25 protein-coding genes are annotated in these 22,729 nt (G+C 72.7%); 3 read left to right on the top strand and 22 right to left on the bottom strand.

Going from position 1 to position 22,729, the window contains the following annotated elements:
• Window positions 1-37 precede the first annotated feature (37 nt).
• The 4 genes from J5Y04_RS23640 to tsaB are packed head-to-tail and all read right to left on the bottom strand — an operon-like array spanning window position 38 to window position 2,574.
• On the bottom strand, window positions 38-301 hold the full coding sequence (locus tag J5Y04_RS23640; protein ID WP_374106089.1) for a hypothetical protein: 264 nt from the start codon (window positions 299-301) through the stop codon (window positions 38-40).
• Window positions 298-1,386, bottom strand: a complete 1,089-nt coding sequence (gene tsaD / locus J5Y04_RS23635) for a tRNA (adenosine(37)-N6)-threonylcarbamoyltransferase complex transferase subunit TsaD (RefSeq protein ID WP_209414092.1) — start codon at window positions 1,384-1,386, stop codon at window positions 298-300. The genes J5Y04_RS23640 and tsaD overlap by 4 nt, the downstream gene beginning before the upstream one ends.
• The gene (gene rimI, locus J5Y04_RS23630; RefSeq protein ID WP_209414132.1) at window positions 1,379-1,858 is read right to left on the bottom strand and encodes a ribosomal protein S18-alanine N-acetyltransferase; all 480 of its coding nucleotides are present in this window, start codon (window positions 1,856-1,858) and stop codon (window positions 1,379-1,381) included. The genes tsaD and rimI overlap by 8 nt, the downstream gene beginning before the upstream one ends.
• 59 nt (window positions 1,859-1,917) lie before the next feature.
• Window positions 1,918-2,574, bottom strand: coding sequence for a tRNA (adenosine(37)-N6)-threonylcarbamoyltransferase complex dimerization subunit type 1 TsaB (gene tsaB, locus J5Y04_RS23625; protein WP_209414091.1), 657 nt, complete (start codon window positions 2,572-2,574; stop codon window positions 1,918-1,920).
• Between the two features lie 314 nt (window positions 2,575-2,888).
• Between tsaB and J5Y04_RS23620 the strand changes: the two genes are divergently transcribed.
• The gene (locus tag J5Y04_RS23620; RefSeq protein WP_209414131.1) at window positions 2,889-3,461 is read left to right on the top strand and encodes a hypothetical protein; all 573 of its coding nucleotides are present in this window, start codon (window positions 2,889-2,891) and stop codon (window positions 3,459-3,461) included.
• A gap of 95 nt (window positions 3,462-3,556) precedes the next feature.
• On the opposite strand, the gene J5Y04_RS23615 is transcribed toward J5Y04_RS23620, so the two are convergent.
• The 6 genes from J5Y04_RS23615 to J5Y04_RS42045 all read right to left on the bottom strand — a co-directional run bounded on the left by J5Y04_RS23615 (window position 3,557) and on the right by J5Y04_RS42045 (window position 10,242).
• Complete coding sequence (locus J5Y04_RS23615; RefSeq protein ID WP_209414090.1) at window positions 3,557-3,775, bottom strand: hypothetical protein; 219 nt, start codon at window positions 3,773-3,775, stop codon at window positions 3,557-3,559.
• 235 nt (window positions 3,776-4,010) lie between these two features.
• Entirely contained in the window at window positions 4,011-4,538 is a 528-nt protein-coding gene (gene tsaE, locus J5Y04_RS23610) for a tRNA (adenosine(37)-N6)-threonylcarbamoyltransferase complex ATPase subunit type 1 TsaE (protein ID WP_209414089.1), read from the bottom strand.
• A gap of 412 nt (window positions 4,539-4,950) precedes the next feature.
• On the bottom strand, window positions 4,951-6,492 hold the full coding sequence (locus tag J5Y04_RS23605) for an alpha/beta fold hydrolase (protein WP_209414088.1): 1,542 nt from the start codon (window positions 6,490-6,492) through the stop codon (window positions 4,951-4,953).
• Entirely contained in the window at window positions 6,489-7,799 is a 1,311-nt protein-coding gene (gene alr, locus J5Y04_RS23600) for an alanine racemase (protein WP_209414087.1), read from the bottom strand. The genes J5Y04_RS23605 and alr overlap by 4 nt, the downstream gene beginning before the upstream one ends.
• A 570-nt stretch (window positions 7,800-8,369) precedes the next feature.
• Window positions 8,370-9,863, bottom strand: a complete 1,494-nt coding sequence (locus J5Y04_RS23595; protein WP_209414086.1) for an NAD(P)H-hydrate dehydratase — start codon at window positions 9,861-9,863, stop codon at window positions 8,370-8,372.
• Window positions 9,864-9,873: 10 nt separating this feature from the next.
• Entirely contained in the window at window positions 9,874-10,242 is a 369-nt protein-coding gene (locus J5Y04_RS42045) for a holo-ACP synthase (RefSeq protein ID WP_307853259.1), read from the bottom strand.
• A 133-nt stretch (window positions 10,243-10,375) separates the two neighbouring features.
• On the opposite strand from J5Y04_RS42045, the gene J5Y04_RS23585 reads away from it, so the two are divergent.
• Window positions 10,376-10,933: a Uma2 family endonuclease gene (locus tag J5Y04_RS23585; RefSeq protein ID WP_245205255.1), complete on the top strand. Its 558-nt coding sequence runs from the start codon at window positions 10,376-10,378 to the stop codon at window positions 10,931-10,933.
• An 86-nt stretch (window positions 10,934-11,019) separates the two neighbouring features.
• Here the strand turns inward: J5Y04_RS23585 and glmS are convergent, their stop codons facing one another.
• Window positions 11,020-12,876: a glutamine--fructose-6-phosphate transaminase (isomerizing) gene (gene glmS, locus J5Y04_RS23580; protein WP_148644404.1), complete on the bottom strand. Its 1,857-nt coding sequence runs from the start codon at window positions 12,874-12,876 to the stop codon at window positions 11,020-11,022.
• A 99-nt stretch (window positions 12,877-12,975) separates the two neighbouring features.
• On the opposite strand from glmS, the gene coaA reads away from it, so the two are divergent.
• Window positions 12,976-13,971, top strand: a complete 996-nt coding sequence (gene coaA, locus J5Y04_RS23575) for a type I pantothenate kinase (protein ID WP_148644403.1) — start codon at window positions 12,976-12,978, stop codon at window positions 13,969-13,971.
• A gap of 60 nt (window positions 13,972-14,031) precedes the next feature.
• Here the strand turns inward: coaA and glmM are convergent, their stop codons facing one another.
• The 11 genes from glmM to infA form a co-directional block, all read right to left on the bottom strand.
• Window positions 14,032-15,396 carry a phosphoglucosamine mutase gene (gene glmM / locus J5Y04_RS23570; RefSeq protein WP_209414085.1) on the bottom strand — a complete coding sequence of 455 codons (1,365 nt, stop codon included), beginning with the start codon at window positions 15,394-15,396 and terminating at the stop codon, window positions 14,032-14,034.
• Between the two features lie 173 nt (window positions 15,397-15,569).
• The gene (gene rpsI / locus J5Y04_RS23565) at window positions 15,570-16,073 is read right to left on the bottom strand and encodes a 30S ribosomal protein S9 (protein ID WP_148644401.1); all 504 of its coding nucleotides are present in this window, start codon (window positions 16,071-16,073) and stop codon (window positions 15,570-15,572) included.
• 46 nt (window positions 16,074-16,119) lie between these two features.
• Window positions 16,120-16,563: a 50S ribosomal protein L13 gene (gene rplM, locus J5Y04_RS23560; protein ID WP_030055846.1), complete on the bottom strand. Its 444-nt coding sequence runs from the start codon at window positions 16,561-16,563 to the stop codon at window positions 16,120-16,122.
• 212 nt (window positions 16,564-16,775) lie between these two features.
• The gene (locus tag J5Y04_RS23555; protein ID WP_209414084.1) at window positions 16,776-18,434 is read right to left on the bottom strand and encodes an ABC-F family ATP-binding cassette domain-containing protein; all 1,659 of its coding nucleotides are present in this window, start codon (window positions 18,432-18,434) and stop codon (window positions 16,776-16,778) included.
• A gap of 41 nt (window positions 18,435-18,475) precedes the next feature.
• Entirely contained in the window at window positions 18,476-19,378 is a 903-nt protein-coding gene (gene truA / locus J5Y04_RS23550; RefSeq protein WP_307853258.1) for a tRNA pseudouridine(38-40) synthase TruA, read from the bottom strand.
• Window positions 19,379-19,471: 93 nt separating this feature from the next.
• The gene (gene rplQ / locus J5Y04_RS23545; protein ID WP_209414083.1) at window positions 19,472-19,951 is read right to left on the bottom strand and encodes a 50S ribosomal protein L17; all 480 of its coding nucleotides are present in this window, start codon (window positions 19,949-19,951) and stop codon (window positions 19,472-19,474) included.
• A gap of 129 nt (window positions 19,952-20,080) precedes the next feature.
• Window positions 20,081-21,103, bottom strand: a complete 1,023-nt coding sequence (locus J5Y04_RS23540; RefSeq protein WP_030055844.1) for a DNA-directed RNA polymerase subunit alpha — start codon at window positions 21,101-21,103, stop codon at window positions 20,081-20,083.
• Between the two features lie 145 nt (window positions 21,104-21,248).
• Window positions 21,249-21,656, bottom strand: a complete 408-nt coding sequence (rpsK, locus tag J5Y04_RS23535; RefSeq protein WP_030232513.1) for a 30S ribosomal protein S11 — start codon at window positions 21,654-21,656, stop codon at window positions 21,249-21,251.
• Window positions 21,657-21,728: 72 nt separating this feature from the next.
• On the bottom strand, window positions 21,729-22,109 hold the full coding sequence (rpsM, locus tag J5Y04_RS23530) for a 30S ribosomal protein S13 (protein WP_148644398.1): 381 nt from the start codon (window positions 22,107-22,109) through the stop codon (window positions 21,729-21,731).
• Between the two features lie 180 nt (window positions 22,110-22,289).
• Window positions 22,290-22,403, bottom strand: coding sequence for a 50S ribosomal protein L36 (rpmJ, locus tag J5Y04_RS23525; RefSeq protein ID WP_003956441.1), 114 nt, complete (start codon window positions 22,401-22,403; stop codon window positions 22,290-22,292).
• 56 nt (window positions 22,404-22,459) lie between these two features.
• Window positions 22,460-22,681 carry a translation initiation factor IF-1 gene (gene infA / locus J5Y04_RS23520; RefSeq protein WP_003956442.1) on the bottom strand — a complete coding sequence of 74 codons (222 nt, stop codon included), beginning with the start codon at window positions 22,679-22,681 and terminating at the stop codon, window positions 22,460-22,462.
• Window positions 22,682-22,729: the final 48 nt, after the last annotated feature.

Below are 22,729 nucleotides of genomic sequence, written 5' to 3'. Positions count from 1 at the left end.
GGCCCGGTGTTCGGTTCCCGGACAGGCTTACGAGCGGCTACTCCACATGCTGGCTGACGAAGGACCAGCGGTGCACCGGGCGGCCGACCAGCCCGGCGGGCGGCTCTGCCACCGGCACCGGCTCCGCCGTCCACCAGGTGACGAGCAGTACGCGGTCGCCCGGCGCGCCGAACAGCTCGGTGCGGACCAGGCCGGCCGAGCCGCGCAGCGCGGGCAGCGCGGTCTCCCGCACCCACTCGGCCAGCTCCGCGCCGCGCCCGTCGGCGGCCCGGGCCTCCCACATGGCGGCGGTGGTGGTCACTTCTCCCCGCCCAGCGCCTGGTAGGCCTGGCCGTGGAAGTCGGTGTGGGGGACGTGGACCTCGGTGACGGGCAGCGAGGAGTCGGCCGAGAGGTCGAAGGAGGACGGCGCGCGGTCGCGCCAGACCATCTCGGCGCCGAGCGCGGCGACCATCGCACCGTTGTCGGTGCACAGGCCCGGACGCGGCACCCGCAGCCGGATACCGGCCTTGTCGCAGCGCTGCTGGGCCATCTCGCGCAGCCGAGAGTTGGCCGCCACCCCGCCACCGATCATCAGGTGGTCGACGCCGTTCTCCCGGCAGGCCTTGACCGCCTTGCGGGTCAGCACGTCGGTGACCGCCTCCTGGAAGGACGCCGCCACGTCCGCGACGGGCACCTCCTCACCGGCCCGGCGCCTGGCCTCCACCCAGCGGGCGACGGCGGTCTTCAGGCCGGAGAACGAGAAGTCGTACTCCGGGTCCTTCGGGCCGCTCAGGCCGCGCGGGAAGGCGATCGCCTTCGGGTCGCCCTCGCGGGCGGTGCGGTCGACCACCGGGCCGCCGGGGAAGCCCAGGCCGAGCACCCGGGCCACCTTGTCGAAGGCCTCGCCGGCCGCGTCGTCGATGGTCGCGCCGAGCGGGCGGACGTCGCTGGTGATGTCCTCGCTGAGCAGCAGCGAGGAGTGGCCGCCGGAGACCAGCAGGGCCATCGTGGGCGAGGGCAGCCGGCCGTGCTCCAGCTGGTCCACGCAGATGTGCGAGGCGAGGTGGTTGACCCCGTACAGCGGCTTGTCCAGCGCCCAGGCGTAGGCCTTGGCGGCGCTGACGCCGACCAGCAGCGCGCCGGCCAGGCCGGGGCCGACGGTGACGGCGATGCCGTCCAGGTCGCTCGCCTTGACGCCGGCGGTGTCCAGGGCGCGCTGGATGGTCGGGACCATCGCCTCCAGGTGCGCGCGGCTGGCGATCTCGGGCACCACACCGCCGAACCGGGCGTGGTCGTTGACGCTGGAGGCGACCGCGTCGGCGAGCAGCGTGGTGCCGCGCACGATGCCGACACCGGTCTCGTCGCAGGAGGTCTCGATGCCGAGGACGAGCGGTTCGTCAGCCATGGCGGGTTTCCTTCAGGTCCTTCGGTTCGGTGCTTGGGTGGTGGAGGCACATGACCAGCGCGTCGACGTTGGCCGGCTGGTAGTAGCCGCGACGGATGCCGACCGGCTCGAAGCCGAAGCGCTCGTACAGCCGCTGGGCGCGCGGGTTGTCGACCCGCACCTCCAGCAGCAGTTCCGTGCAGCCGCGCCGGGCGGCCTCCCGGACGAGGTCGGCCAGCAGTGCCGCGCCGAGGCCGGCGCCCTGGTGACGGTGGTCGACGGCGATGGTCTGCACGTCGCCCTCGCCGGCCACCACCATCAGCCCGGCGTAGCCGACGATCGCGCCGTCGGCGGTGGTGGCGACGGTGTAGTGGCGGGTGCCACCGGGGTGGGTCTCGGCCAGCTCGGACCAGTACATCCCGGTGGACCAGGCGTCCTCCGGGAAGAGCTCCAGTTCCAGCTCCATCACCGGGGCGATGTCCCACCAGCGCATCGGGCGCAGGGTGGCGGTGGCGGCCGCGTCGGCTAGGCGGGTGGCGCTGCTCGGACCGGTCACGCCGGGAGCACCGCCTTGTAGCCGGCCGGGACCTGGGCGTCCGGGCGGCGCAGGTAGAGCGGCACGTTGGGCAGCAGCTCGCGGCCCGCGGCCAGCTCGGCGGCGGCGAAGCCGGCCAGCGCGCCGGCCGAGACGTGCTCGGGCCCGTGCGCGCCCGGGAAGGCGTCCGGGTAGAGCAGGGCGCCGGCGCCGACCGCGCGCGGGTGCGGCGTCAGCTCGGCCGGGCGGTCCACCGCGGGGCCCTCGGTGCGGCGGCCGTCGGCGTCGTACGAGGCCCAGTAGACCTCCTTGCGGCGCGCGTCGGTGGCCACCGTGAACGGCTCGCCGGCCAGGCCCTCGGCGCGGGCCTGGTGGGCGATCGCGTCCAGGGTGCAGACGCCGTGCACCGGGATGCCGAGCGCGTGACCGAGCGCGGCAGCGGTGACCAGGCCGACCCGCAGCCCGGTGTACGGGCCCGGGCCGACGCCCACCGCGATGCCGGTCAGCCGGTGCTTGTCGACGCCTGCCGTCCGGAGCACCCGGTCGATGGCGGGCAGGAGGAGTTCACCGTGACGCCTGGCGTCGACCTGGTCGGTCTCGGCGAGGACCGCCGTGCCGTCGTGGACGGCGGCGGTGACGGCGGGGGTAGCGGTGTCGAACGCGAGCAGCAGCACGGGTCAAGGTTAGACCGGCCGGGGCGGGGGACGGCCGCCGGTCTTGCCCCGCCCGCCACGGCCCGGGTGCCGTCCGGGTGCCGTCCGGGTCACGGCCGAGTGCCGTCCGGCTCCCGGCCCCGGTTTCCGGCCCGGTTTCCGGCCCGGGTTTCCGACCTGCCCTGCCCCGTCTACGTTCCCGGTTCCGCCCCGCCCGATCGAGAAGGTGTCCGGATCCGGAACACACGTCCTACGGGGTGCGGGTCCCGGCGGACGGACCTGGCACGATGGGGCCGACGGGTTTTGGGACGGCGGTGGGAGCACACGTGGCGAAGATGGGTCCTGGAGTGGTGGTCACGGGGTTGACCCTGGGGGCCCTCGCGGTGGTGAGCCTGCTGGCCTTCCAGGCCAACGGCGCGCAGGACCGCGCGGGCGGCGCCCGCCCCAGCACCGCCGCGTCCGCGTCGTCGAGCGGACCGGCCGCCTCGGCCACCCCCACCGCCTCGGCCACCCCGACCTCGCCCGCGCTGCCCACCGTCTCGGGCACCGGCCTGCGGGTCGTCTACTCGGTCGGCAGTCACCACGTCTGGCTGGTCGACCCCAAGAAGAACCCGCAGGTGGTGGCCGAGTTCGCGGTCACGCCGGGCTCGGTGGAGCCGGTCCCCGGCAGCTACCCGGTCTACAGCCGTACCCCCACCAGCACCGGCACCGACGGCCGCCAGATCGAGCACGTGGTGCGCTTCGCCCAGCAGAACGGCGTGGTGTTCGGCTTCAGCGCGGCCGTGGACGGCGCCACGCCGACCGCCGACCCGAGGACCAAGACCGGTGGCATCCGCAGCAGCCGTCCCGACAGCCAGCTGCTCTGGGACTTCGCGCCGAACGGCACCAAGGTGGTCGTGATCGCCTGACCCGCCCTGCGCCCCTTCCGTGGGCGCCCCGCGGGGCACCCACGGAAGGGGCGCAGGCGGGAAAGACGCAGGCGGGATGGGCGCAGGCGGCGGCTTCAGGCGGCGCGCGGGGTTCGGGCCGCCGGCCCGGCAGGCTCGTCCGGCACCCCTGCCGCCCCGGCGCCCTCGCGGCGCTCCGGCGGGGTGGAGACCGCCTCCGCAGCCGCACACGCGGCCAGCAGGGCTCGCATCGGCGCGCCCTGGACACTGCGGGCGGGCTCTCCGGCCCCGGTGCCGCGCGGCGCGCGCTCCGGGGCGGGGGTGGTGCTCGACATGGCGCCTCCCTAGTTAGGCAGACCTAACCGCAGCACCTATCCCATCACGCCCGGTCCCCCGCCCGCAACACTTTGCCGACAGCCTGTCGGCAACCGTCGGCGACAGGGCCGGGCGCGGCGAGGGGGAACGGGGGCGGCGACGGGGGGACGGGGGCAGAGGCGAGGGCCCGACGGGTCGGGCGGGGTCGGGCGGAGCCGGACGGGTCGGGCGGGCCGGACGTGACCGGGCGCGGGCTCAGGCGAGCTTCGCCAGCTCCACCCCGGCCCAACGCGGTCCGATCCCGGTGAGCACCACCCGGCGCGGGTCCAGGTCGTCGTCGTCCAGGTCGTCCTCGCCCGCGTCGTCCTCGTCCGCCGCGCCACCGAGGGTGCGCTCGATCCGGACCTCCAGCCGGTCCTCGGACAGCCGCTCGACCTTGCCCTCGCCCCACTCGACCACCACCACCGACTCCGGCAGCGAGACGTCCAGGTCGAGATCCTCCATCTCGTCGAGGTCCCCGCCCAGCCGGTACGCGTCCACGTGCACCAGCGACGGGCCGCCGACCAGCGACGGGTGCACCCGCGCGATCACGAAGGTCGGCGACGTGACCGCCCCGCGCACCTGGAGCCCCTCCCCCAGACCCCTGGTCAGCGTGGTCTTCCCCGCACCCAGCTCGCCGGAGAGCAGGACGAGGTCCCCGGGCCGCAGCAGCGCGGCCAGCTCGCGGCCGAGCCGGCCCATCCGCTCGGGGGTGGCGACGGTGAGGGTGGCGTGCGAGCCCATGCGTGAATCAAGCCCTTCGGTGCGTTCCGTACGGCGGCGCGCCGACCACCGGGCGCCCCCCGCTACGGTGCCACATCCCCGCCCGCCCGCGCTCCGGGCCCGGTCTGCACCGGTATCACCGCCTTCGCGGCCGGGGCCGGCGGTTCAAGACCCCCGCGCGAAGTCACACTCCATGAAGTCCGTCGCGGTCTCGCGACTTCCGCCGTCGCCGCCCTGGCCTCGGCCTCCGTCATCGCCACCGCCCCCGCCCGCCCCCGCCCGCCCCCGCCGCCCTCGCCGTCCTCGGAACGACGGCCACCAGCGGCCAGGACCCGGCCGCTGCCCAGAACGTCCGCCCGCACCTGGCGCCCCGCGGTCGTCCCGTACGCCGGTGGCCCGGGCCCTCTCCGCGAGGGCCCGGGCCACCGGGTGTTCAGATCAGGTCACTCACCGAGGGCGGCAACGGGGCCGCCCGCCGGAAGTCGACCGCCTGCTTGAGCAGGGCGGCCAGGCGCTGGTCGACCAGGCCGGGGCGCTCCAGCATCACCAGGTGGCCCGCGTCCTCGACCAGGACCAGTTCGGCTCCGGGCAGCCGCTCGGCCATCGCCTCGCTGTGACCGGGCGGGGTCAGCAGGTCCTTGGTCCCGGCCAGCACCAACGTGGGGATGCCGCGCAGGGCGGCCAGTGCGGCGGACTTCTCGTGCGCCCCGAAGACCGGGTAGAACTCGGCGACCACGTCGATCGGGGTGGCGTCCAACAGCTGCTCGGCGAACCGGACCACGCCCGGGTCGACGTCCTTGCCGCCGAAGGAGAACTTCCGGTAGAAGACGGCGCTGACGTCCGCGCCCATCCGACGGGTCGCCTCCACCAGCTCGACCTGCCGGCCGAGCAGCTTCATCACACCCGGCGCGACCTTCTTGAACAGCCGGGCCCCGGCCGCCGGCAGGCCGAGGGTGACGGCGTCCCAGTCCCCCGCAAGGGTTCCGATCAGCGCGACCGCGGCGACCCGCTCCCGGAACAGCTCCGGGTGCTGGTCGGCCAGCGCCATCACCGTCATGCCACCCATCGAGTGGCCGACCAGGACCAGCGGCCCGGTCGGTGCGACGGCGTCGATCACGGCCTTGAGGTCCCCGCCCAGCTGGTCGATGCTCGCGGGTTCGCCGGCCAGGTACGAGCGGGAGCGCTCGGAACGGCCGTGGCTGCGCTGGTCCCAGAAGACCAGGCGCATGCCCTCGCGCAGGGCGGCACGCTGGAAGTGCCAGCTGTCCTGGTTGAGGCAGTAACCGTGGCAGAAGACCACGGTCAGGGGCTCGGTACCGGCGGCACCGGGCGAGTCCGGGGCATCGGCGGCAGCTGTGGCGGCTGTGGCGGCAGTCGCTGCTGCCGCGGCCGCGAGGCCGGGGCGGCGGCCGGCCCGGACGAGGGCGCCGGAGCCGCCGAGTAGACCCGGCAGGCCGGTGCGGTCCACCGTGCCACCGGCGTCAGGCGTATCGGGGATGTCCGCGGCGTCCGGGATGTCCGGGGCGTCCGTGCGTCGGCGGGTGAGCCGGCCTCGCCGGACCGCCGCGGTGGGCTCCGGCCTGGTTTCCACGCCGACTGCCGTGCCTGCTGCCGTACGCGTCTCCCCGCCCGTCTCCGGGCCGGCTTCCGGCCCGGTCGGCGCGGGGCGCAGCCGGACGGACTCGGGCCAGCCGGTGCCGTCCAGCTCGACGTACAGCTCGGTACCGTCGGCGGCGGTCACCGTGCAGGGGCGTCCACGCAGCGAGCCGTACGGGGCGTTGGCGTCCAGTTCTGCGCGGGCCCGGCGGCGGGTGGCCCGGCCGACCGTCAGCCGTTCGATCGCCACACCGGCGGCCGCACCGGCCGCGACCACGCCGACCGAGATGCCGATCAGACCCGCCCGGCTCACCCCGGACGCCGCGCCGGCGGCCTTGGCCACCGCCGCCACCGGACCGGAGCCGGGCTCCTCGCTCATGCGCGCGGGCCCTCGGCAAACCGGCCGTCACCGTGGACGCGCAACAGGTCCATGGCGAGCCGGTCCACCGTCAGCGGGTCCACGGCGAGCCTGCCCCCGGCCAACCGGTCCGCGGCGAGCGGGTCCCCGGCGATGCCGCCGACGTAGCGGCGCGGCACCCGGGCGCCGATCCGGGTCACGATCTCGTACGAGATGGTGCCGCAGGCGCGGCCCCAGTCCTCGGCGGTCGGCTCGCCCTGCTCGCCGTTGCCGAACAGCAGCACCTCGTCGCCGACCGCCGGGGTGTCCCCGCCGAGGTCGACGACGAACTGGTCCATCGCCACCCGGCCCGCCACGGTCCGCCACTTGCCCGCGATCTGCACCGGGCCGGTCCCGCTGGCGTGCCGGGGGATGCCGTCGCCGTAGCCGACCGGGACGAGGCCCAGCGTGGTCGGGCCCGGCGTCGTGTAGTGGTGGCCGTAGCTGACCCCGTGCCCGCCCGGGACGTGCTTGACCAGCGCCAGCCGAGCGGTCAGCGCCATCACCGGGCGCAGGCCGAAGTCCGCGGGCGTGCCGACCTCCGGGACGGGCGACAGCCCGTACATGGCCAGGCCGGTGCGCACCATGTCGTAGTGCGACTGCGGGAGCAGCAGGGAGGCCGGCGAGTTCGCGAGGTGCCGGACCTCGGGGCGCAGCCCGGCCGCCTCGGCGACGTTCAGGGCCTCGCGGTAGGAGTCCAGCTGGGCCTGGATGGACGGGTGTCCGGGCTCGTCGGCGGCCGCGAAGTGCGACCAGATGCCGACCACCGTGAGCAGGCCCTCCGCCTCGGCACGCCGGGCGGCGGCGACCAGCTCGGGCCAGTCGTGCGGCTGGCAGCCGTTGCGGCCGAGACCGGTGTCGGCCTTCAGGTGCACCCGGGCCGTGGCGCCGGTCGTCCGGACGGCGGCCAGCAGCTCGTCCAGCGCCCACTGTCCGCTGATGGAGACGTCGACATCGGCGAGCAGCGCCTCGCGCCAGGGACCACCGGGCGTCCAGAGCCAGCAGAGGATGCGGGCCTGGTCCGGGCGGATGCCGGCGGCGCGCAGCGCCAGCGCCTCCTGCGGGAGCGCCGTGCCGATCCAGCCGATCCCTGCGGCGACCGCCTCGCGGGCACACCGGACCGCGCCGTGGCCATAGGCGTCCGCCTTGACCGCGGCCATCACCGCTGCCCCGCCCACGCGCTCGCGCAGCGCGGCCAGGTTGCCGCGCAGGGCAGCCAGATCAATGGTCGCCTCGGCCGGTACGCCGTCGGTGAGGGTGGCCGTGCCGGTCGTCTTCGCAGTTGTCATCAGGGTCAGTCTCCCAGACGTCCCGGAGTCCTCGCCGAACGGCCCGTCGGCGCGGCGGCCCCCACGCCCCACCCCGCTGTTCTGGACGCCCACGTATCACCGCTGGTTGCACCCCCGCGGAGTGAAAAGTCGGACCGACCGACTTCCCACTCCGGTCCCCAGCCCGATCCCCACGCCAGCCGGCCGCCGACCGGCCGCGCGGAAACTATGTAGACCGGTCTATAGATGCCCGCTCCGGAAAGCCCGACGCCTCCCCGCACCCGCCCCCCGCACCGCACCACCCCGCACCAAAAGTCGGCCCCGCCCACTTCCCACTCCGCCCGGCTCCCGGCCGCCGACCGGCCTCCGCCCCGCTCTCCCGGAACTATGTAGACCGGTCTACAGATACCCGTCGCCGGAAGCCCGACGCCTCCCCGCACCCGCCCCCGCACCGCACCACCCCGCACCAAAAGTCGGCCCCGCCGACTTCCCACTCCGACCAGCCCCGCCGCAAGACACCGCAGAGCCAGGATTATGCAGACCGGTCTACAGACCCCGCGCCCGACCCAGGAACTATGTAGACCGGTCGGTCTATTCGCCCGTGCGCCCCGCCGAGGCCCGTACGTCGCGCCACACCACCGGGAGTGCGGCGGCGACCTGCAACGCCGTGACCGGTGCCCCCGGGGCGCCGGCCGCATGCCGGCCGGCGAGGCCGTGCAGGTAGGCGGCCACCGAGGCGGCGTCCAGCGCGGGGAGGCCGGCCGCGAGCAGGGAACCGGCCAGGCCGGCGAGCACGTCGCCGCTGCCCGCCGTGGCCAGCCACGAGGTACCGGTCGGGTTGACCCGCACCACCCCGCCCGGGTCGGCGACCACCGTGGTGGAGCCCTTCAGCAGCACCGTCGCCCGGTACGCCGAGGCGAGCCGACGCGCGGTGGTCAACCGGGCGGCGGCCAGGTCGTCGGCGGCCGGCGGGGTGGTGCCGTACACCCCGGCCAGCAGCCGCGCCGCCTCGCCCGTGTGCGGGGTGAGCAGCGTGGGAGCCGTCCGCCCGGCGAGCGCGTCCGGGCCGAGCCGGCCCAGCTCGGTGAGGCCGTCCGCGTCCACCAGCACCGGCACGTCGCTCGCCAGCGCCTCGGCGAGCGCCTGCCGCGCCCCCTCGCCGCCGCCGGGGCCGACCACCCAGGCCTGCACCCGCCCGGCGCCGGCCGGTCCGCCCTCGGTGACCAGCGCCTCCGGGAAGCGCCGCACCACCTCCTCGGCCGCCGTCCCGACGTACCGCACCGCACCCGCACCGCCGTGCAGCGCCCCGGCGACCGCGAGCAGCGCCGCCCCCGGGTACGTCGCCGAGCCTGCCGCGACCCCGACGACGCCGCGCCGGTACTTGTCGCTCTCCGCCCCGGGCTCCGGCAGCAGCGCCCCCACCTCGGCGTGCTGCAACGCCTCCACCCCGGCCGGCGGCAGGTCCAGCCCGATCCCCACCAGCTGCACGGCCCCCGCGTACGCGGCGCCCGGGTCGATCAGCAGCCCCGGCTTGTACGTTCCGAAGCAGACCGTGACGTCCGCCCGCAGTGCCACGCCCGCCACCTCGCCGGTGTCGGCGTCCACCCCGCTGGGCACGTCCACGGCCACCACCACGCCGCGCCGCGCGGCCCGCGCGTAGGGCTGCGCCTCCGGACGCAGGCCGCCCTGCCCGCCGATGCCGACGATGCCGTCCAGCGCCAGGTCCGCGCACGAGAAGTCGGCCAGGCCGACTTCCTGTTCCGACACGACCCGCCCGTGTGCCGCCCGAAGCGCGGCCAGACCTCCCGCGTGGGCGCGCGCCGGGGAGAGCAGCACCGCCGTCACGCGCGCACCGCGCCGGGCCAGCGCCGCACCGGCGTACAGGGCGTCACCCCCGTTGTCGCCGCTGCCCGCGAGCACCACCACCCGGCTGCCGTAGACCCGGCCGCGACGGCGTGTCAGCAGCCGGGCGCAGGTGGCGGCGAGACCGGCGGCGGCCCGCTGCATCAGGGTCCCCTCCGGCAGGCGGGCCATCAGTTCGGCCTCGGCGGCCCGGACCTCTTCGACACGGTGAGCGCGGCGCATGCAAAAGCCCTTAACCCTCGGCGATGACTACCGCCGACGCTACGCCCGCATCGTGGCTGAGCGACACGTGCCACGAGCCGACGCCGAGTTCGGCCGCCCGGGCGGCCACCGTCCCCCGCACCCGCAGCTCCGGCCGGCCGGAGTCGGCGGTCACCACCTCGGCGTCCGTCCAGTGCAGCCCGCCCGGCGCGCCGAGCGCCTTGGCCAGCGCCTCCTTGGCCGCGAACCGCGCCGCCAGCGAGGCCGCGCCCCGCCGCTCCCCCGACGGCAGCCGCAGCTCCCCCGGTGTGAACAGCCGCTCCGCCATCCCCGGCGTGCGCTCCAGCGCGGCCCCGAACCGGTCGATGGCGGCCACGTCGATCCCGACCCCGATGATCACCTGCTGCTCCTCCGGCTTTGCGGGACACTTTCGAGTGACAACCACTTCGATCCCCCACCGGTGTCGGTCCGTAGGCCTACCGTGTCGCCCGCAAGGCAGACAGGTGCACGGACCAGCAGGAGGGAGAAGGGCCATGGTCGCCATGCCGGCAGTCGAGCGTCCGCTGGACCAGGACAACCTCCTCCAGGCATTCCTGGAGCTGGACACGCCGCCCGGGTTCAAGGCCGAGCTGATCGAAGGGGAGATCGTCGTGACGCCACCGCCGGACGGCTCGCACGAGACCGCGTTCTCGCTGCTCAACAGGCAGTTCATGCGGAAGGCCGAGGTCGAGTTCGATCTCTCGGGGAACAAGGGGCTGATCACCCCCAAGGGCCGGTTCATCCCCGACGGCACGATCGCCCCGGTCGGCCACTTCGAGAACGCCGGCTCCTGGGCGGACGCCGCCGGTGTCCTGCTGGTCTTCGAGGTGACGTCGACCAACCCGGTCAAGGACCGCACGGCCAAGAGGCACGGCTACGCCGCCGCCGGCGTCCCCTGCTACCTGCTGGTCGACCGCAGCGAAGCCAAGGCCACCCTGTTCACCGACCCGGAGGGCGAGGACTACACCGCCCACAGCCAGGTCGACTTCGGCAAGCCGCTCGACCTGCCCGCCCCCTTCTCCTTCACCCTCGACACCGGGCCCCTGCGGTAGGACCACCCGGCCCCTGCGGCAGAGCACAACGCAAAACCGGACCCCTGCGGCAGGGCGCAACCACCGCAGGGGCCCGGCACCGGCTACTACTCGACGGTGACCGACTTCGCCAGGTTGCGCGGCTGGTCCACCTCGTGGCCCTTGGCCGTGGCCAGCTCGCAGGCGAAGACCTGCAGCGGCACGGTGGAGACCAGCGGCTGGAGCAGGGTCGGCGTCGCCGGGATGCGGATCAGGTGGTCCGCGTACGGCACGACCGCCTCGTCGCCCTCCTCCGCGATCACGATCGTGCGGGCGCCACGGGCCCGGATCTCCTGGATGTTGGAGACGATCTTGTCGTGCAGGATCGACCGTCCGCGCGGCGAGGGAACGACCACCACGACCGGCAGCCCCTCCTCGATCAGCGCGATCGGCCCGTGCTTCAGCTCGCCCGCCGCGAAGCCCTCGGCGTGCATGTACGCCAGCTCCTTGAGCTTGAGCGCACCCTCCAGGGCGACCGGGAAGCCGACGTGCCGGCCCAGGAACAGCACCGAACGGGCGTCCGCCAGGGAGCGGGCCAGCTCGCGCACCGGCTCCATGGTCTCCAGCACCTGCTCGACCTGCTTCGGCGCGTCACCCAGCTCGCGGATGATCGTGAAGATCTCGTCGCCCCACTTGGTGCCGCGCACCTGGCCCAGGTAGAGGGCGACCAGGTAGCAGGCCACCAGCTGGGTCAGGAACGCCTTGGTGGAGGCGACGGCGACCTCGGGGCCCGCGTGCGTGTACAGCACCGCGTCCGACTCGCGCGGGATGGTGGAGCCGTTGGTGTTGCAGATCGCCAGCACCTTGGCGCCCTGCTCGCGCGCGTGCCGCAGCGCCATCAGGGTGTCCATGGTCTCGCCGGACTGCGAGATCGCGATGACCAGCGTGCCCGGGCCCATGATCGGGTCGCGGTAGCGGAACTCGGAGGCGACCTCGACCTCGCACGGGATGCGGGTCCAGTGCTCGATCGCGTACTTGGCGATCATGCCCGCGTGGAACGCGGTGCCACAGGCGACGATGACGACCTTGTCGACCGAGCGCAGGTCGGCGTCGGAGATCCGCAGCTCGTCCAGGGTGAGCCGGCCGTCGGTGCCGATCCGGCCGAGCAGGGTGTCGGCGACGGCCTTCGGCTGCTCGGCGATCTCCTTGAGCATGAAGTAGTCGTAGCCGCCCTTCTCGGCGGCCGAGGCGTCCCAGTCCACGTGGTACTCGCGCACGTCGGCGGGGGTGCCGTCGAAGTTGGTCACCGTGACGCCTTCCCGGCGCAGCTCGACGACCTGGTCCTGGCCCAGCTCGATGGCCTCGCGGGTGTGCGCGATGAACGCGGCGACGTCGGAGGCGAGGAAGTTCTCGCCCTCGCCGCGCCCGACCACCAGCGGCGAGTTGCGGCGGGCGCCGACCACGACGTCCGGCGCGTCGGCGTGCACGGCGACGAGGGTGAAGGCGCCGTCCAGCCGGCGGCAGACCACCCGCATGGCCTCGGCCAGGTCGCCCTCGTACACCTCGCCCAGCAGGTGCGCCACGACCTCGGTGTCGGTCTCCGAGCGCAGCGTGTGGCCGCGCTCGGCCAGCTCGGCCCGCAGCTGGGCGAAGTTCTCGATGATGCCGTTGTGCACCACCGCGACGCGGGCGGCGTCGTCCAGGTGGGGGTGGGCGTTGGCGTCCGTCGGGCCGCCGTGGGTGGCCCAGCGGGTGTGGCCGATGCCGGTGGTGCCGCCGGGGAGAGGGGTCTCGGCGAGCGACTTCTGCAGGTTGGCGAGCTTGCCCGCCCGCTTGTCGGTGGCCAGGCTCCACTGCCCGTCGGAGCCCTGCACCTGTACCGCGACACCGGCCGAGTCGTAGCCCCGGTACTCCAGGCGCTGCAGGCCTGCGATTACTACATCAAGGGCGGGCTGAGCGCCCACATATCCAACGATTCCGCACATGCGTGCCAGCATAAGGGCGCCCAGGACGCCCTCATCCCACGCTCCACCCACAGCGCGTGACCGACACCACAGCCACCGTGAACGCCGCTACGGCCCACAATGGAGCATGTGCTGACCGAACTCTGTACGCGGGGCGCCGCCACGCCCGGCCCGTCACCGTCCCCCTACGTGGACCTCAGCCGGGCGGAGTGGAGCGCGCTGCGCGAGCGTACGCCGCTGCCGTTGACCGCCGAGGAGGTGGAACGGCTGCGCGGCCTGGGCACCGCCCTCGACCTGGACGAGGTCCGCGACGTCTACCTGCCGCTGTCCCGGCTGCTGAACCTCTACATCCACGCGACGCACGACCTGCGCGGCGCGCTGGGCACCTTCCTGGACACGCCGGACACCGAGCGCACCCGCACGCCGTTCATCATCGGCGTGGCCGGCTCGGTCGCGGTCGGCAAGTCCACCACCGCCCGCCTGCTCCAGGCGCTGCTGGCCCGCTGGCCCGAGCACCCCCGGGTCGAGCTGGTCACCACCGACGGCTTCCTGCTGCCCAACGCCGAGCTGCGCCGGCGCGGCCTGATGGCGCGCAAGGGGTTCCCCGAGTCGTACGACCGCCGCGCGCTGATGCGGTTCGTGGCGGACGTGAAGGCCGGCAAGGAGCGGGTGACCGCCCCGGTCTACTCGCACCTCGTGTACGACATCGTGCAGGGCGAGCGGCTCACCGTGGAGCGCCCGGACATCCTGATCGTCGAGGGCCTGAACGTGCTCCAGCCGGCCCTGCCCGGCACCGACGGCCGGACCCGCCTCGCCGTCGCGGACTACTTCGACTTCTCGATCTACGTCGACGCCCGTACCGACGACATCGAGAGCTGGTACCTCTCCCGCTTCAAGAAGCTGCGCGACACCGCCTTCCAGGACCCGAACTCCTACTTCCGCCGGTTCACCGAGGTGCCGGAGGAGGAGGCGATGGAGTACGGCCGCCAGGTCTGGCGCACCATCAACAAGCCCAACCTGCTGGAGAACGTGCTGCCCACCCGCGGCCGCGCCACCCTGATCCTGCAGAAGGGCCCGGACCACAAGGTCCGCCGCGCCCTGCTGCGCAAGCTCTGACGGAACGCCGGAAGGCCCCCGCCGTGAACCACGGCGGGGGCCTTCGCGTTTGACCGGCGGTCAGCCCAGGTGGGTCCGGACGGCCTCGGCCAGCCGCTCGGCAACGGCCTTGGCCTGCACCTGGTCGGCGGCCTCCACCATCACCCGGACCAGCGGCTCGGTGCCGGACGGGCGCAGCAGCACCCGGCCGGTGGAGCCCAGCTCGGCCTCGGCCTCGGCGACCGCGGCGGCCAGCTCCTGACTGCTCTTCACCCGGCTCTTGTCGACGCCCTTGACGTTGATCAGCAGCTGCGGGAGCCGGGTCATCACGGCGGCCAGGTCGGCCAGCGGCTGCTTGGTCGCGGCCAGCCGGGCGCCCAGCATGAGGCCGGTCAGGGTGCCGTCGCCGGTGGTGGCGTGGTCCAGCAGGATGACGTGGCCGGACTGCTCGCCGCCCAGCGCGAAGCCGTGCTCCTTCATCGCCTCCAGCACGTAGCGGTCACCGACCGCCGTCTGCACCAGCTCGATGCCCTCGCGCTCCATCGCCAGCTTGAAGCCCAGGTTGGACATCACGGTGGCGACGGCGGTGTTGCCGCGCAGCGTGCCGGCCTCCTTCATGGCGACGGCCAGGATCGCGATGATCTGGTCGCCGTCGACCTCGTTGCCGTCCGCGTCGGCGGCCAGGCAGCGGTCGGCGTCGCCGTCGAGCGCGATGCCGAGGTCGGCCCGGTACTCCTTCATGGCGGAGCGCAGCCGGTCCAGGTGGGTGGAGCCGACACCGTCGTTGATGTTGAGGCCGGTGGGCTCGGCCCCCAGGGTGTGGACGACCTCGGCGCCGGCCCGGGCGAAGGCCTCGGGGGCGACGTACGCGGCCGCGCCGTGGGCGCCGTCGATGACGACCCGGATGCCGTCCAGGCGGTTGGGCAGCACGCCGATCAGGTGGGCGACGTACTTGTCGAAGCCCTCGGTGTACTCGCGGACCCGGCCGACGGCGGCGCCGGTCGGGCGCTTCCACTCGTCGCTGCCGACGGAGTACGTCCGGTAGTGCGTCTCGATCGCGTCCTCGATGCGGTCGTCCAGCTTGTGGCCGCCACGGGCGAGGAACTTGATGCCGTTGTCCGGCATGGCGTTGTGGCTGGCCGAGAGCATGACGCCGAAGTCGGCGCCGAGCGCGCCGGTGAGGTACGCCACCGCCGGGGTGGGGAGCACACCGACCCGCAGCACGTCGACGCCCGCGCTGGCCAGGCCGGCGATGACCGCGGCCTCCAGGAACTCGCCCGAGGCCCGGGGATCGCGGCCGACGACCGCGACCGGCCGGTGGCCGTCGAAGGCCCCCGCCTCACCGAGTACGTGCGCCGCCGCGACCGACAGCCCGAGCGCCAGCTCGGCCGTCAGCCCCTCGTTGGCCACACCGCGTACGCCGTCCGTACCGAAGAGTCGTCCCACAGTCCCGTCCTCCATCGCTGCTGCCGGCAGTGCCCGGCAGTGAATCCGATCGCTCCCCGGCCTCCGCACCGTGGCCGGGGAGCACGACGCCCCGGAGTACACGGGGTACTCCGGGGCGTGAGAGCGCAACCAGGGGTGTGACCACCAGGGCGGTACACACCCCTGGGGCGCAATTAGCGCTTGCTGTACTGCGGCGCCTTGCGGGCCTTCTTCAGACCGGCCTTCTTGCGCTCGACGGCACGGGCGTCACGCATCAGGAAGCCGGCCTTCTTGAGGGCGGCGCGGTTGTTGTCCACGTCGGCCTCGTTCAGGGCACGGGCGACGCCGAGGCGCAGCGCGTAGGCCTGACCGGAGGTGCCGCCACCCGAGATGCGGGCGACGACGTCGTAACGACCGTCGAGCTCCAGCAGCTTGAAGGGCTCGTTCACGGTCTGCTGGTGCACCTTGTTGGGGAAGTAGTTCTCCAGGGTGCGACCGTTGATCTTCCAGACGCCGGTGCCGGGGACGATGCGCACGCGGGCGATCGCCTCCTTGCGGCGGCCAAGGCCGGCGCCGGGGACGGCCTCGCCGAAGCGGCCGGCCAGCGACTCGGAGGTGTAGCTCTCCTCGGAGGTGTACTCGCCCTCGACGACGGTCTCGTCGAAGTCGACCTCAAGGGTTTCAGTGGTCTCGGCCACGGGGTTCCTCAGCTCTTTTCAGTGTTGGGGGGCTAGGTGGCCGGAGTTACTGCGCGACCTGGGTGATCTCGAACGGCACCGGCTGCTGGGCAGCGTGCGGGTGCTGGTCGCCCGAGTAGACCTTCAGCTTCGAGAGCATCTGGCGACCCAGGGAGTTCTTGGGGATCATGCCCTTGATGGCCTTCTCGACGGCCTTCTCCGGGTTGTTCGCCAGGAGGTCGTCGTAGCGGACCGAGCGGAGACCGCCCGGGAAACCGCTGTGGCGGTAGGCCAGCTTCTGGGTCTTCTTGTTACCCGACAGGTGCACCTTGTCCGCGTTGATGATGATGACGAAGTCACCGGTGTCAACGTGCGGCGCGTAGATCGCCTTGTGCTTGCCCCGGAGGAGGTTGGCGGCCTGGGAGGCCAGGCGGCCGAGCACGACGTCGGTCGCGTCGATGACGTGCCACTGACGCTGGACGTCGCCGGGCTTGGGGCTGTACGTACGCACGGTCGTAGCCTCTGCTTTTCAGTGAGTGAGTCCTGACAGGAGCACCCGGTCGAGGGCATCAGCCTGGCCGCCTTGGACGCAATTCAAGGGGGGGGCCGCTGGGTCGCCGACCTGGTATCTCCGGCGTACCGACCTCTCACGTGAGATAGAGCGAGCCAATACGCACAACAAGCACCCAGCCTACCGGGCCACCCCGGGCGGGTCAAAAACGCTCAGCGGTCGCGCTCGACCCGGGTGACGTCCCAGACCGGCTCGGGCGACTCGTAGACCCGGCCGTCCGCGCCGAACACCAGGAAACGGTCGAAGGTCTTGGCGAACCAGCGGTCGTGCGTGACGCAGAGCACCGTGCCGTCGAACGCCTCCAGGCCCGCCTGGAGCGCCTCGGCGCTCTCCAGGTCCAGGTTGTCGGTCGGCTCGTCGAGCAACAGGGCCGTCACACCGGAGAGTTCGAGCTTCAGGATCATCAGCCGGGCCTGCTGTCCGCCGGACAGCGACTCGAACTTCTGCTCCTCCTGCCGGTCCAGCTCGTACCGGCGCAGCGCGCCCATGGCGGCGCCGCGGCTGAGCGCGTGCTCCTCCTCGACGATCGACCGCACCGTCCGGCCGAACAGCTCCGGGTGGGCGTGGGTCTGCCGGAAGTGGCCCGGCACGACCCGGGCGCCGAGCTTCCACGCGCCGGTGTGCGCGACCGTCTCGTCCCCGGCGAGCAGCCGCAGGAAGTGCGACTTCCCGGAGCCGTTGGAGCCCAGCACGCCGACCCGCTCGCCGTAGAAGACCTCCAGGTCGAACGGCTTCATCAGGCCGGTGAGCTCCAGCTGCTCCATGGTGAACGCGCGCACGCCCGTCCGGCCGCCCTTGAGGCGCATGGTGATGGTCTGCTCGCGCGGCGGCGTCTCCGGCGGGCCGGCGTCCTCGAACTTCTTCAGCCTGGTCTGGGCGGCGGAGTAGCGGGAGGCCATCTCGTGGCTGACCGAGGCGGCCTGGCGCAGGGTGACGACCAGCTTCTTCAGCTTGGCGTGCTCCTCGTCCCAGCGGCGGCGCAGCTCCTCGAAGCGCTCGAACCGGGCCTTGCGGGCGTCGTGGAAGGTGTCGAAGCCGCCGCCGTGCACCCAGACGCTGCTGCCGGCCGCGCCGGACTCGACGCTGATGATCTTCTCCGCCGTCCGGGAGAGCAGCTCGCGGTCGTGGGAGATGTACAGCACGGTCTTCGAGGTGGCCCGGATGGCCTCCTCCAGCCAGCGCTTGCCCGGGACGTCCAGGTAGTTGTCCGGCTCGTCCAGCAGCAGCACCTCTTCGGGGCCGCGCAGCAGCGCCTCCAGGACGAGGCGCTTCTGCTCGCCGCCGGAGAGGGTGTTCAGGCCGCGCCACTGGGCCTTGTCGAAGGGCATGCCGAGGGCCGCCATGGTGCAGACGTCCCAGTCGGTCTCGTAGTCGTAGCCGCCGACGTCGGCCCAGTCGGAGAGCGCCTGGGCGTACGCCATCTGCGTCTTCTCGTCGTCCTGGGCGATCATCGCCAGCTCGGCCGCGTCCACCGCGCGGGCCGCGACGGCGATCCGCTCCGGGGCGACGGAGACCAGCAGGTCGCGGACGGAGGCGTCGGCGGGCAGCGCGCCCGGCGTCTGCGCCTGGTCCTCGCGGCCGGTGGTGCCGACGAACTGGCGCATCACGCCGAGGCCGCCGCTGATCGTCACCGAGCCGCCGTGCGGCTGGATGTCGCCCGCGATCATGCGCAGCAGCGTGGTCTTGCCGGCGCCGTTGGCGCCCACCAGGGCGACCGCGGCGCCCTCGCCGACCCGGAAGGACGCGTCGTCGAACAGCACCCGCCCGTCCGGCAGGTAGTACTCAAGGTGCGAAATCTCGACGTGTCCCATGAGGGAGATTGTCCCAAGCCGCGGCCGTGGGCCAAAACGGATTACGGGCGGCCCGGCAGGGTCCTGATCCGACGGGCCAGCCGGCTGCGCTCGGCGAGCTGGTCGTCGGCCGGGTAGCCGACCTCCTCCAGCGTCAGCCCGTACGGCCGGATGACGTTGACCGCGGAGTTGCGCACCCCGCCGGCCAGCACCTCGCCGGGGAACTCCACCGGCCGGTGGCCGTCGCCGACCAGCAGCATCGCGCCGACCAGCGCCCGCACCATGTTGTGGCAGAAGGCGTCCGCCCGTACGGTCGCGACCGCCAGCGAGCCCTCCTGCGAGGCGTAGGAATCGACCGGGACGCGGTCCCAGTGCAGCTCCAGCAGGGTGCGGATGGTGGTCGCGCCCTCGCGCTTCTTGCAGTAGGCGGCGAAGTCGTGCTCGCCCAGCAGCAGCGCGGCGGCCGCGTTCATCTTCTCGACGTCCAGCGGCCGGTCGTGCCAGAGCACGTGCCCGCGCAGCAGCGGGTCCACCCCGCCGGGGTGGTCGGCGACCCGGTAGGCGTACCGGCGCCAGATCGCGGAGAAGCGGGCGTCGAAGCCGGCCGGAGCCTCGCCGAGCCGGTAGATCCGGACGTCCCCGGGCAGCCGCCCGGCCAGCCGGCGCAGCAGCTTCTCCCGGTGCTCGGCCCACAGGGCTTCCGGCAGGTCGACGTGCGCGACCTGGCCGCGGGCGTGCACCCCGGCGTCGGTGCGGCCGGCGACGGTCAGCGGGTACAGCTCGGTGCTGCGGGTGACGATCTGCAGCGCGGTCTCGATCTCCTCCTGCACCGTCCGCCGCCCGCCGCGCTGGCGGGCCCAGCCGGAGAACTCGGCGCCCTGGTAGGCGAGGTCGAGCCGGACCCGGACGTACCCGTCCGCCGGACCGTCCTTCACCGGCGGCCGCTCGGCGCAATCGTTGACCACTGCTTCCCTCCCGGGACTGCTTCTTCTGCCCAAAACGGGGAACGGGCCCGCTCCCCCACGAATGGGAGGGCGGGCCCGCAACACCTGGAGGTGTCAGGCCTGCTCGGCGGCCTCGGCCTCGTCGGCCTTGGTCTCGACGGCGGCGGCCTCGTCGGCCTCCTTGACGGCGCGCTTGGTGGCGGCCTCGGCCTCGCCGACAGCGGTCTGCGCGACGGTCAGCGCCTCGACCAGCTCGATCACGGCCATCGGGGCGTTGTCGCCACGACGGGGACCGATCTTGGTGATGCGGGTGTAGCCACCCGGGCGGTTCTCGTAGCGCGGCGCGATCTCGGTGAAGAGGGTGTGCAGCACGGCGATGTCGGTGATCGTCTTGCGGACCAGGCGACGGTTGTGGATGTCGCCCTTCTTCGCCTTGGTGATCAGCTTCTCCGCCAGCGGGCGCAGGCGACGGGCCTTGGCCTCGGTGGTGGTGATGCGGCCGTACTGGAACAGCTCACGGGCCAGACCGGCGAGCAGCAGGGGCTCGTGGTGCGGGCCGCCGCCGAGGCGGGCACCCTTGGTGGGACGCGGCATGGAATTACTCCTCGAATCTCCGACTGCGGCCGTACCAGGTACCGCAACGGGCCTGTGGACACTGTGTCCGCAGGACTTTCATCGACCCACGGGAACGGCCGCCGAAGCGGCCGTTCCCACGGTTCAAACTCAGTACTGCTCGGTCTCCGCGTAACCCGCGTCGTCCAGGTCGTCGGCGCCGAAGGCGTCGGCGGCGGCGGTCGGGTCGAACCCGGGCGGGCTGTCCTTGAGGGCCAGGCCCATGCCGGCCAGCTTCGCCTTGACCTCGTCGATCGACTTCGCACCGAAGTTGCGGATGTCGAGCAGGTCGGCCTCGGAGCGGGCGACGAGCTCACCCACGGTGTGGATGCCCTCGCGCTTGAGGCAGTTGTACGACCGAACGGTGAGCTCCAGCTCCTCGATCGGCAGCGCCAGGTCGGCGGCCAGGGCGGCGTCCGTCGGGGACGGGCCCATGTCGATGCCCTCGGCGTCGATGTTCAGCTCGCGGGCGAGACCGAACAGCTCCACCAGGGTCTTGCCGGCCGAGGCCATGGCGTCACGCGGGCGCATGGCGGGCTTGGTCTCGACGTCGACGATCAGCTTGTCGAAGTCGGTCCGCTGCTCGACACGGGTGGCCTCGACCTTGTAGGTGACCTTCAGCACGGGGCTGTAGATCGAGTCGACCGGGATGCGGCCGATCTCCTGGCCGGAGGCCTTGTTCTGCACGGCGGAGACGTAGCCGCGACCGCGCTCGACGGTCAGCTCCATCTCCAGCTTGCCCTTGCCGTTCAGCGTGGCCAGGACCAGCTCGGGGTTGTGCACCTCGACACCGGCCGGCGGGGCGATGTCGGCGGCGGTGACCACACCCGGGCCCTGCTTGCGCAGGTACATCACGACCGGCTCGTCGTGCTCCGAGGAGACGACCAGCTGCTTGATGTTCAGGATGAGGTCGGTGACGTCCTCCTTGACGCCCGGCACGGTGGTGAACTCGTGCAGGACACCGTCGATGCGGATGCTGGTGACAGCAGCGCCGGGGATCGACGAGAGGAGGGTGCGGCGCAGGGAGTTGCCGAGGGTGTAACCGAAGCCCGGCTCCAGCGGCTCGATCACGAACCGCGAGCGGAACTCGTCGACGACCTCTTCGGTCAGCGAGGGGCGCTGAGCGATAAGCATGAGGGGTGTTCCTCCAGTTGTCTTCGGCACCCACTATTTGATGCCGACAGGACCAAGCGTACGGGGTCCCGCCGGCAGCGACGAATCGCTGCGCGGGACCCCGTACGAGGTGTGAAGCAGGTACTGCGTGCCCGAAGGCGCTGCGTCAGACGCGGCGGCGCTTCGGCGGACGGCAGCCGTTGTGCGGAGTGGGGGTGACGTCCTGGATCGAGCCGACCTCCAGGCCGGTGGCCTGGAGCGAACGGATCGCGGTCTCGCGGCCGGAGCCCGGACCCTTGACGAAGACGTCAACCTTGCGCATGCCGTGCTCCTGCGCGCGACGGGCAGCGGCCTCGGCGGCCATCTGCGCGGCGAACGGGGTGGACTTGCGCGAGCCCTTGAAGCCGACGTGACCGGCGGAGGCCCAGGAGATCACGTTGCCCGCGGGGTCGGTGATCGAAACGATGGTGTTGTTGAACGTGCTCTTGATGTGCGCGTGGCCGTGAGCGACGTTCTTCTTTTCCTTGCGGCGGATCTTCTTCGCGCCGGCAGCCTGACGACCCTTGGGGGGCATAAGTCTGTTCTCCTACTGAGGTGGTCGGTCCGCTGACCCGCGGGCCGGAGGGATGTCCGGTTACGGGACGGACTACTTCTTGCCCGGCTTCTTCTTGCCGGCGATCGCGCGACGCGGGCCCTTGCGGGTACGCGCGTTGGTGTGGGTGCGCTGACCGCGGACCGGCAGGCCACGGCGGTGACGCAGACCCTCGTAGCAGCCGATCTCGACCTTGCGGCGGATGTCGGCGGCCACCTCACGGCGGAGGTCACCCTCGACCGTGTAGTTGGCGTCGATGTACTGGCCCAGCTTGACCAGGTCTTCCTCGGTGATGTCGCGAACGCGGACATCCGGGTTGACACCGGTCTCGGCCAGGGTCTGCTGGGCGCGGGTACGGCCGATGCCGTACACGTAGGTAAGGGCGATCTCGATCCGCTTCTCACGGGGGAGATCAACGCCGGCGAGGCGTGCCATTCAAGGCTCCTGTGTTTCTTCAGAGGTCTTGCGTGCTACCTACTCCGACACCTCACGGTGAGGGAGCCCCGGCCTCTGACCGGGGGCGGCAGTCCGCCCAGCGAAGGGCGGATCGGGTAGCCCGCTTATGACGTTTTCGCGTCGCGCGAAGTACTACGAGAAATGCTGGGGGGAGAGCAATCAGCCCTGGCGCTGCTTGTGGCGCAGGTTGTCGCAGATCACCATGACCCGGCCGTGACGGCGGATCACCTTGCACTTGTCGCAGATCTTCTTGACGCTCGGCTTGACCTTCATGTCTCAGGTTCTCCGGGTCTAGATCTGACGCCACCGCCGCGAGGCGATGATTTCTCTTACTTGTAGCGGTAGACGATCCGGCCGCGCGTGAGGTCGTAGGGGCTGAGCTCCACGACGACCCTGTCGTCCGGCAGGATGCGGATGTAGTGCATCCGCATCTTGCCGCTGATGTGCGCGAGGACCTTGTGACCGTTCTGCAGCTCGACCTTGAACATCGCGTTCGGAAGAGACTCGATCACGGTGCCCTCGATCTCAATGGCGCCTTGCTTCTTAGCCATGAACTGCGAGATCCACCTTCCGGGACCGGCTACCGTATGCGGCACGCT

The organism is Kitasatospora sp. RG8, assembly GCF_017813315.1.
Lineage (GTDB): Bacteria > Actinomycetota > Actinomycetes > Streptomycetales > Streptomycetaceae > Kitasatospora.
This window is presented reverse-complemented; position numbering and strand designations above follow the sequence as displayed.

What these genes read in the sequence shown, in the direction of transcription:
- tsaD (WP_209414092.1), bottom strand. Translation starts at nt 1,386, where the DNA reads ATGGCTGACGAACCGCTCGTCCTCGGCATCGAGACCTCCTGCGACGAG.
- rimI (WP_209414132.1), bottom strand. Translation starts at nt 1,858, where the DNA reads ATGCGCTGGTGGGACATCGCCCCGGTGATGGAGCTGGAACTGGAGCTC.
- J5Y04_RS23620 (WP_209414131.1), top strand. Translation starts at nt 2,889, where the DNA reads ATGGGTCCTGGAGTGGTGGTCACGGGGTTGACCCTGGGGGCCCTCGCG.
- J5Y04_RS23615 (WP_209414090.1), bottom strand. Translation starts at nt 3,775, where the DNA reads ATGTCGAGCACCACCCCCGCCCCGGAGCGCGCGCCGCGCGGCACCGGG.
- tsaE (WP_209414089.1), bottom strand. Translation starts at nt 4,538, where the DNA reads ATGGGCTCGCACGCCACCCTCACCGTCGCCACCCCCGAGCGGATGGGC.
- J5Y04_RS23605 (WP_209414088.1), bottom strand. Translation starts at nt 6,492, where the DNA reads ATGAGCGAGGAGCCCGGCTCCGGTCCGGTGGCGGCGGTGGCCAAGGCC.
- alr (WP_209414087.1), bottom strand. Translation starts at nt 7,799, where the DNA reads ATGACAACTGCGAAGACGACCGGCACGGCCACCCTCACCGACGGCGTA.
- J5Y04_RS23595 (WP_209414086.1), bottom strand. Translation starts at nt 9,863, where the DNA reads ATGCGCCGCGCTCACCGTGTCGAAGAGGTCCGGGCCGCCGAGGCCGAA.
- J5Y04_RS23585 (WP_245205255.1), top strand. Translation starts at nt 10,376, where the DNA reads ATGGTCGCCATGCCGGCAGTCGAGCGTCCGCTGGACCAGGACAACCTC.
- glmS (WP_148644404.1), bottom strand. Translation starts at nt 12,876, where the DNA reads ATGTGCGGAATCGTTGGATATGTGGGCGCTCAGCCCGCCCTTGATGTA.
- coaA (WP_148644403.1), top strand. Translation starts at nt 12,976, where the DNA reads ATGGAGCATGTGCTGACCGAACTCTGTACGCGGGGCGCCGCCACGCCC.
- J5Y04_RS23555 (WP_209414084.1), bottom strand. Translation starts at nt 18,434, where the DNA reads ATGGGACACGTCGAGATTTCGCACCTTGAGTACTACCTGCCGGACGGG.
- rplQ (WP_209414083.1), bottom strand. Translation starts at nt 19,951, where the DNA reads ATGCCGCGTCCCACCAAGGGTGCCCGCCTCGGCGGCGGCCCGCACCAC.
- J5Y04_RS23540 (WP_030055844.1), bottom strand. Translation starts at nt 21,103, where the DNA reads ATGCTTATCGCTCAGCGCCCCTCGCTGACCGAAGAGGTCGTCGACGAG.
- rpsK (WP_030232513.1), bottom strand. Translation starts at nt 21,656, where the DNA reads ATGCCCCCCAAGGGTCGTCAGGCTGCCGGCGCGAAGAAGATCCGCCGC.
- rpsM (WP_148644398.1), bottom strand. Translation starts at nt 22,109, where the DNA reads ATGGCACGCCTCGCCGGCGTTGATCTCCCCCGTGAGAAGCGGATCGAG.
- rpmJ (WP_003956441.1), bottom strand. Translation starts at nt 22,403, where the DNA reads ATGAAGGTCAAGCCGAGCGTCAAGAAGATCTGCGACAAGTGCAAGGTG.
- infA (WP_003956442.1), bottom strand. Translation starts at nt 22,681, where the DNA reads ATGGCTAAGAAGCAAGGCGCCATTGAGATCGAGGGCACCGTGATCGAG.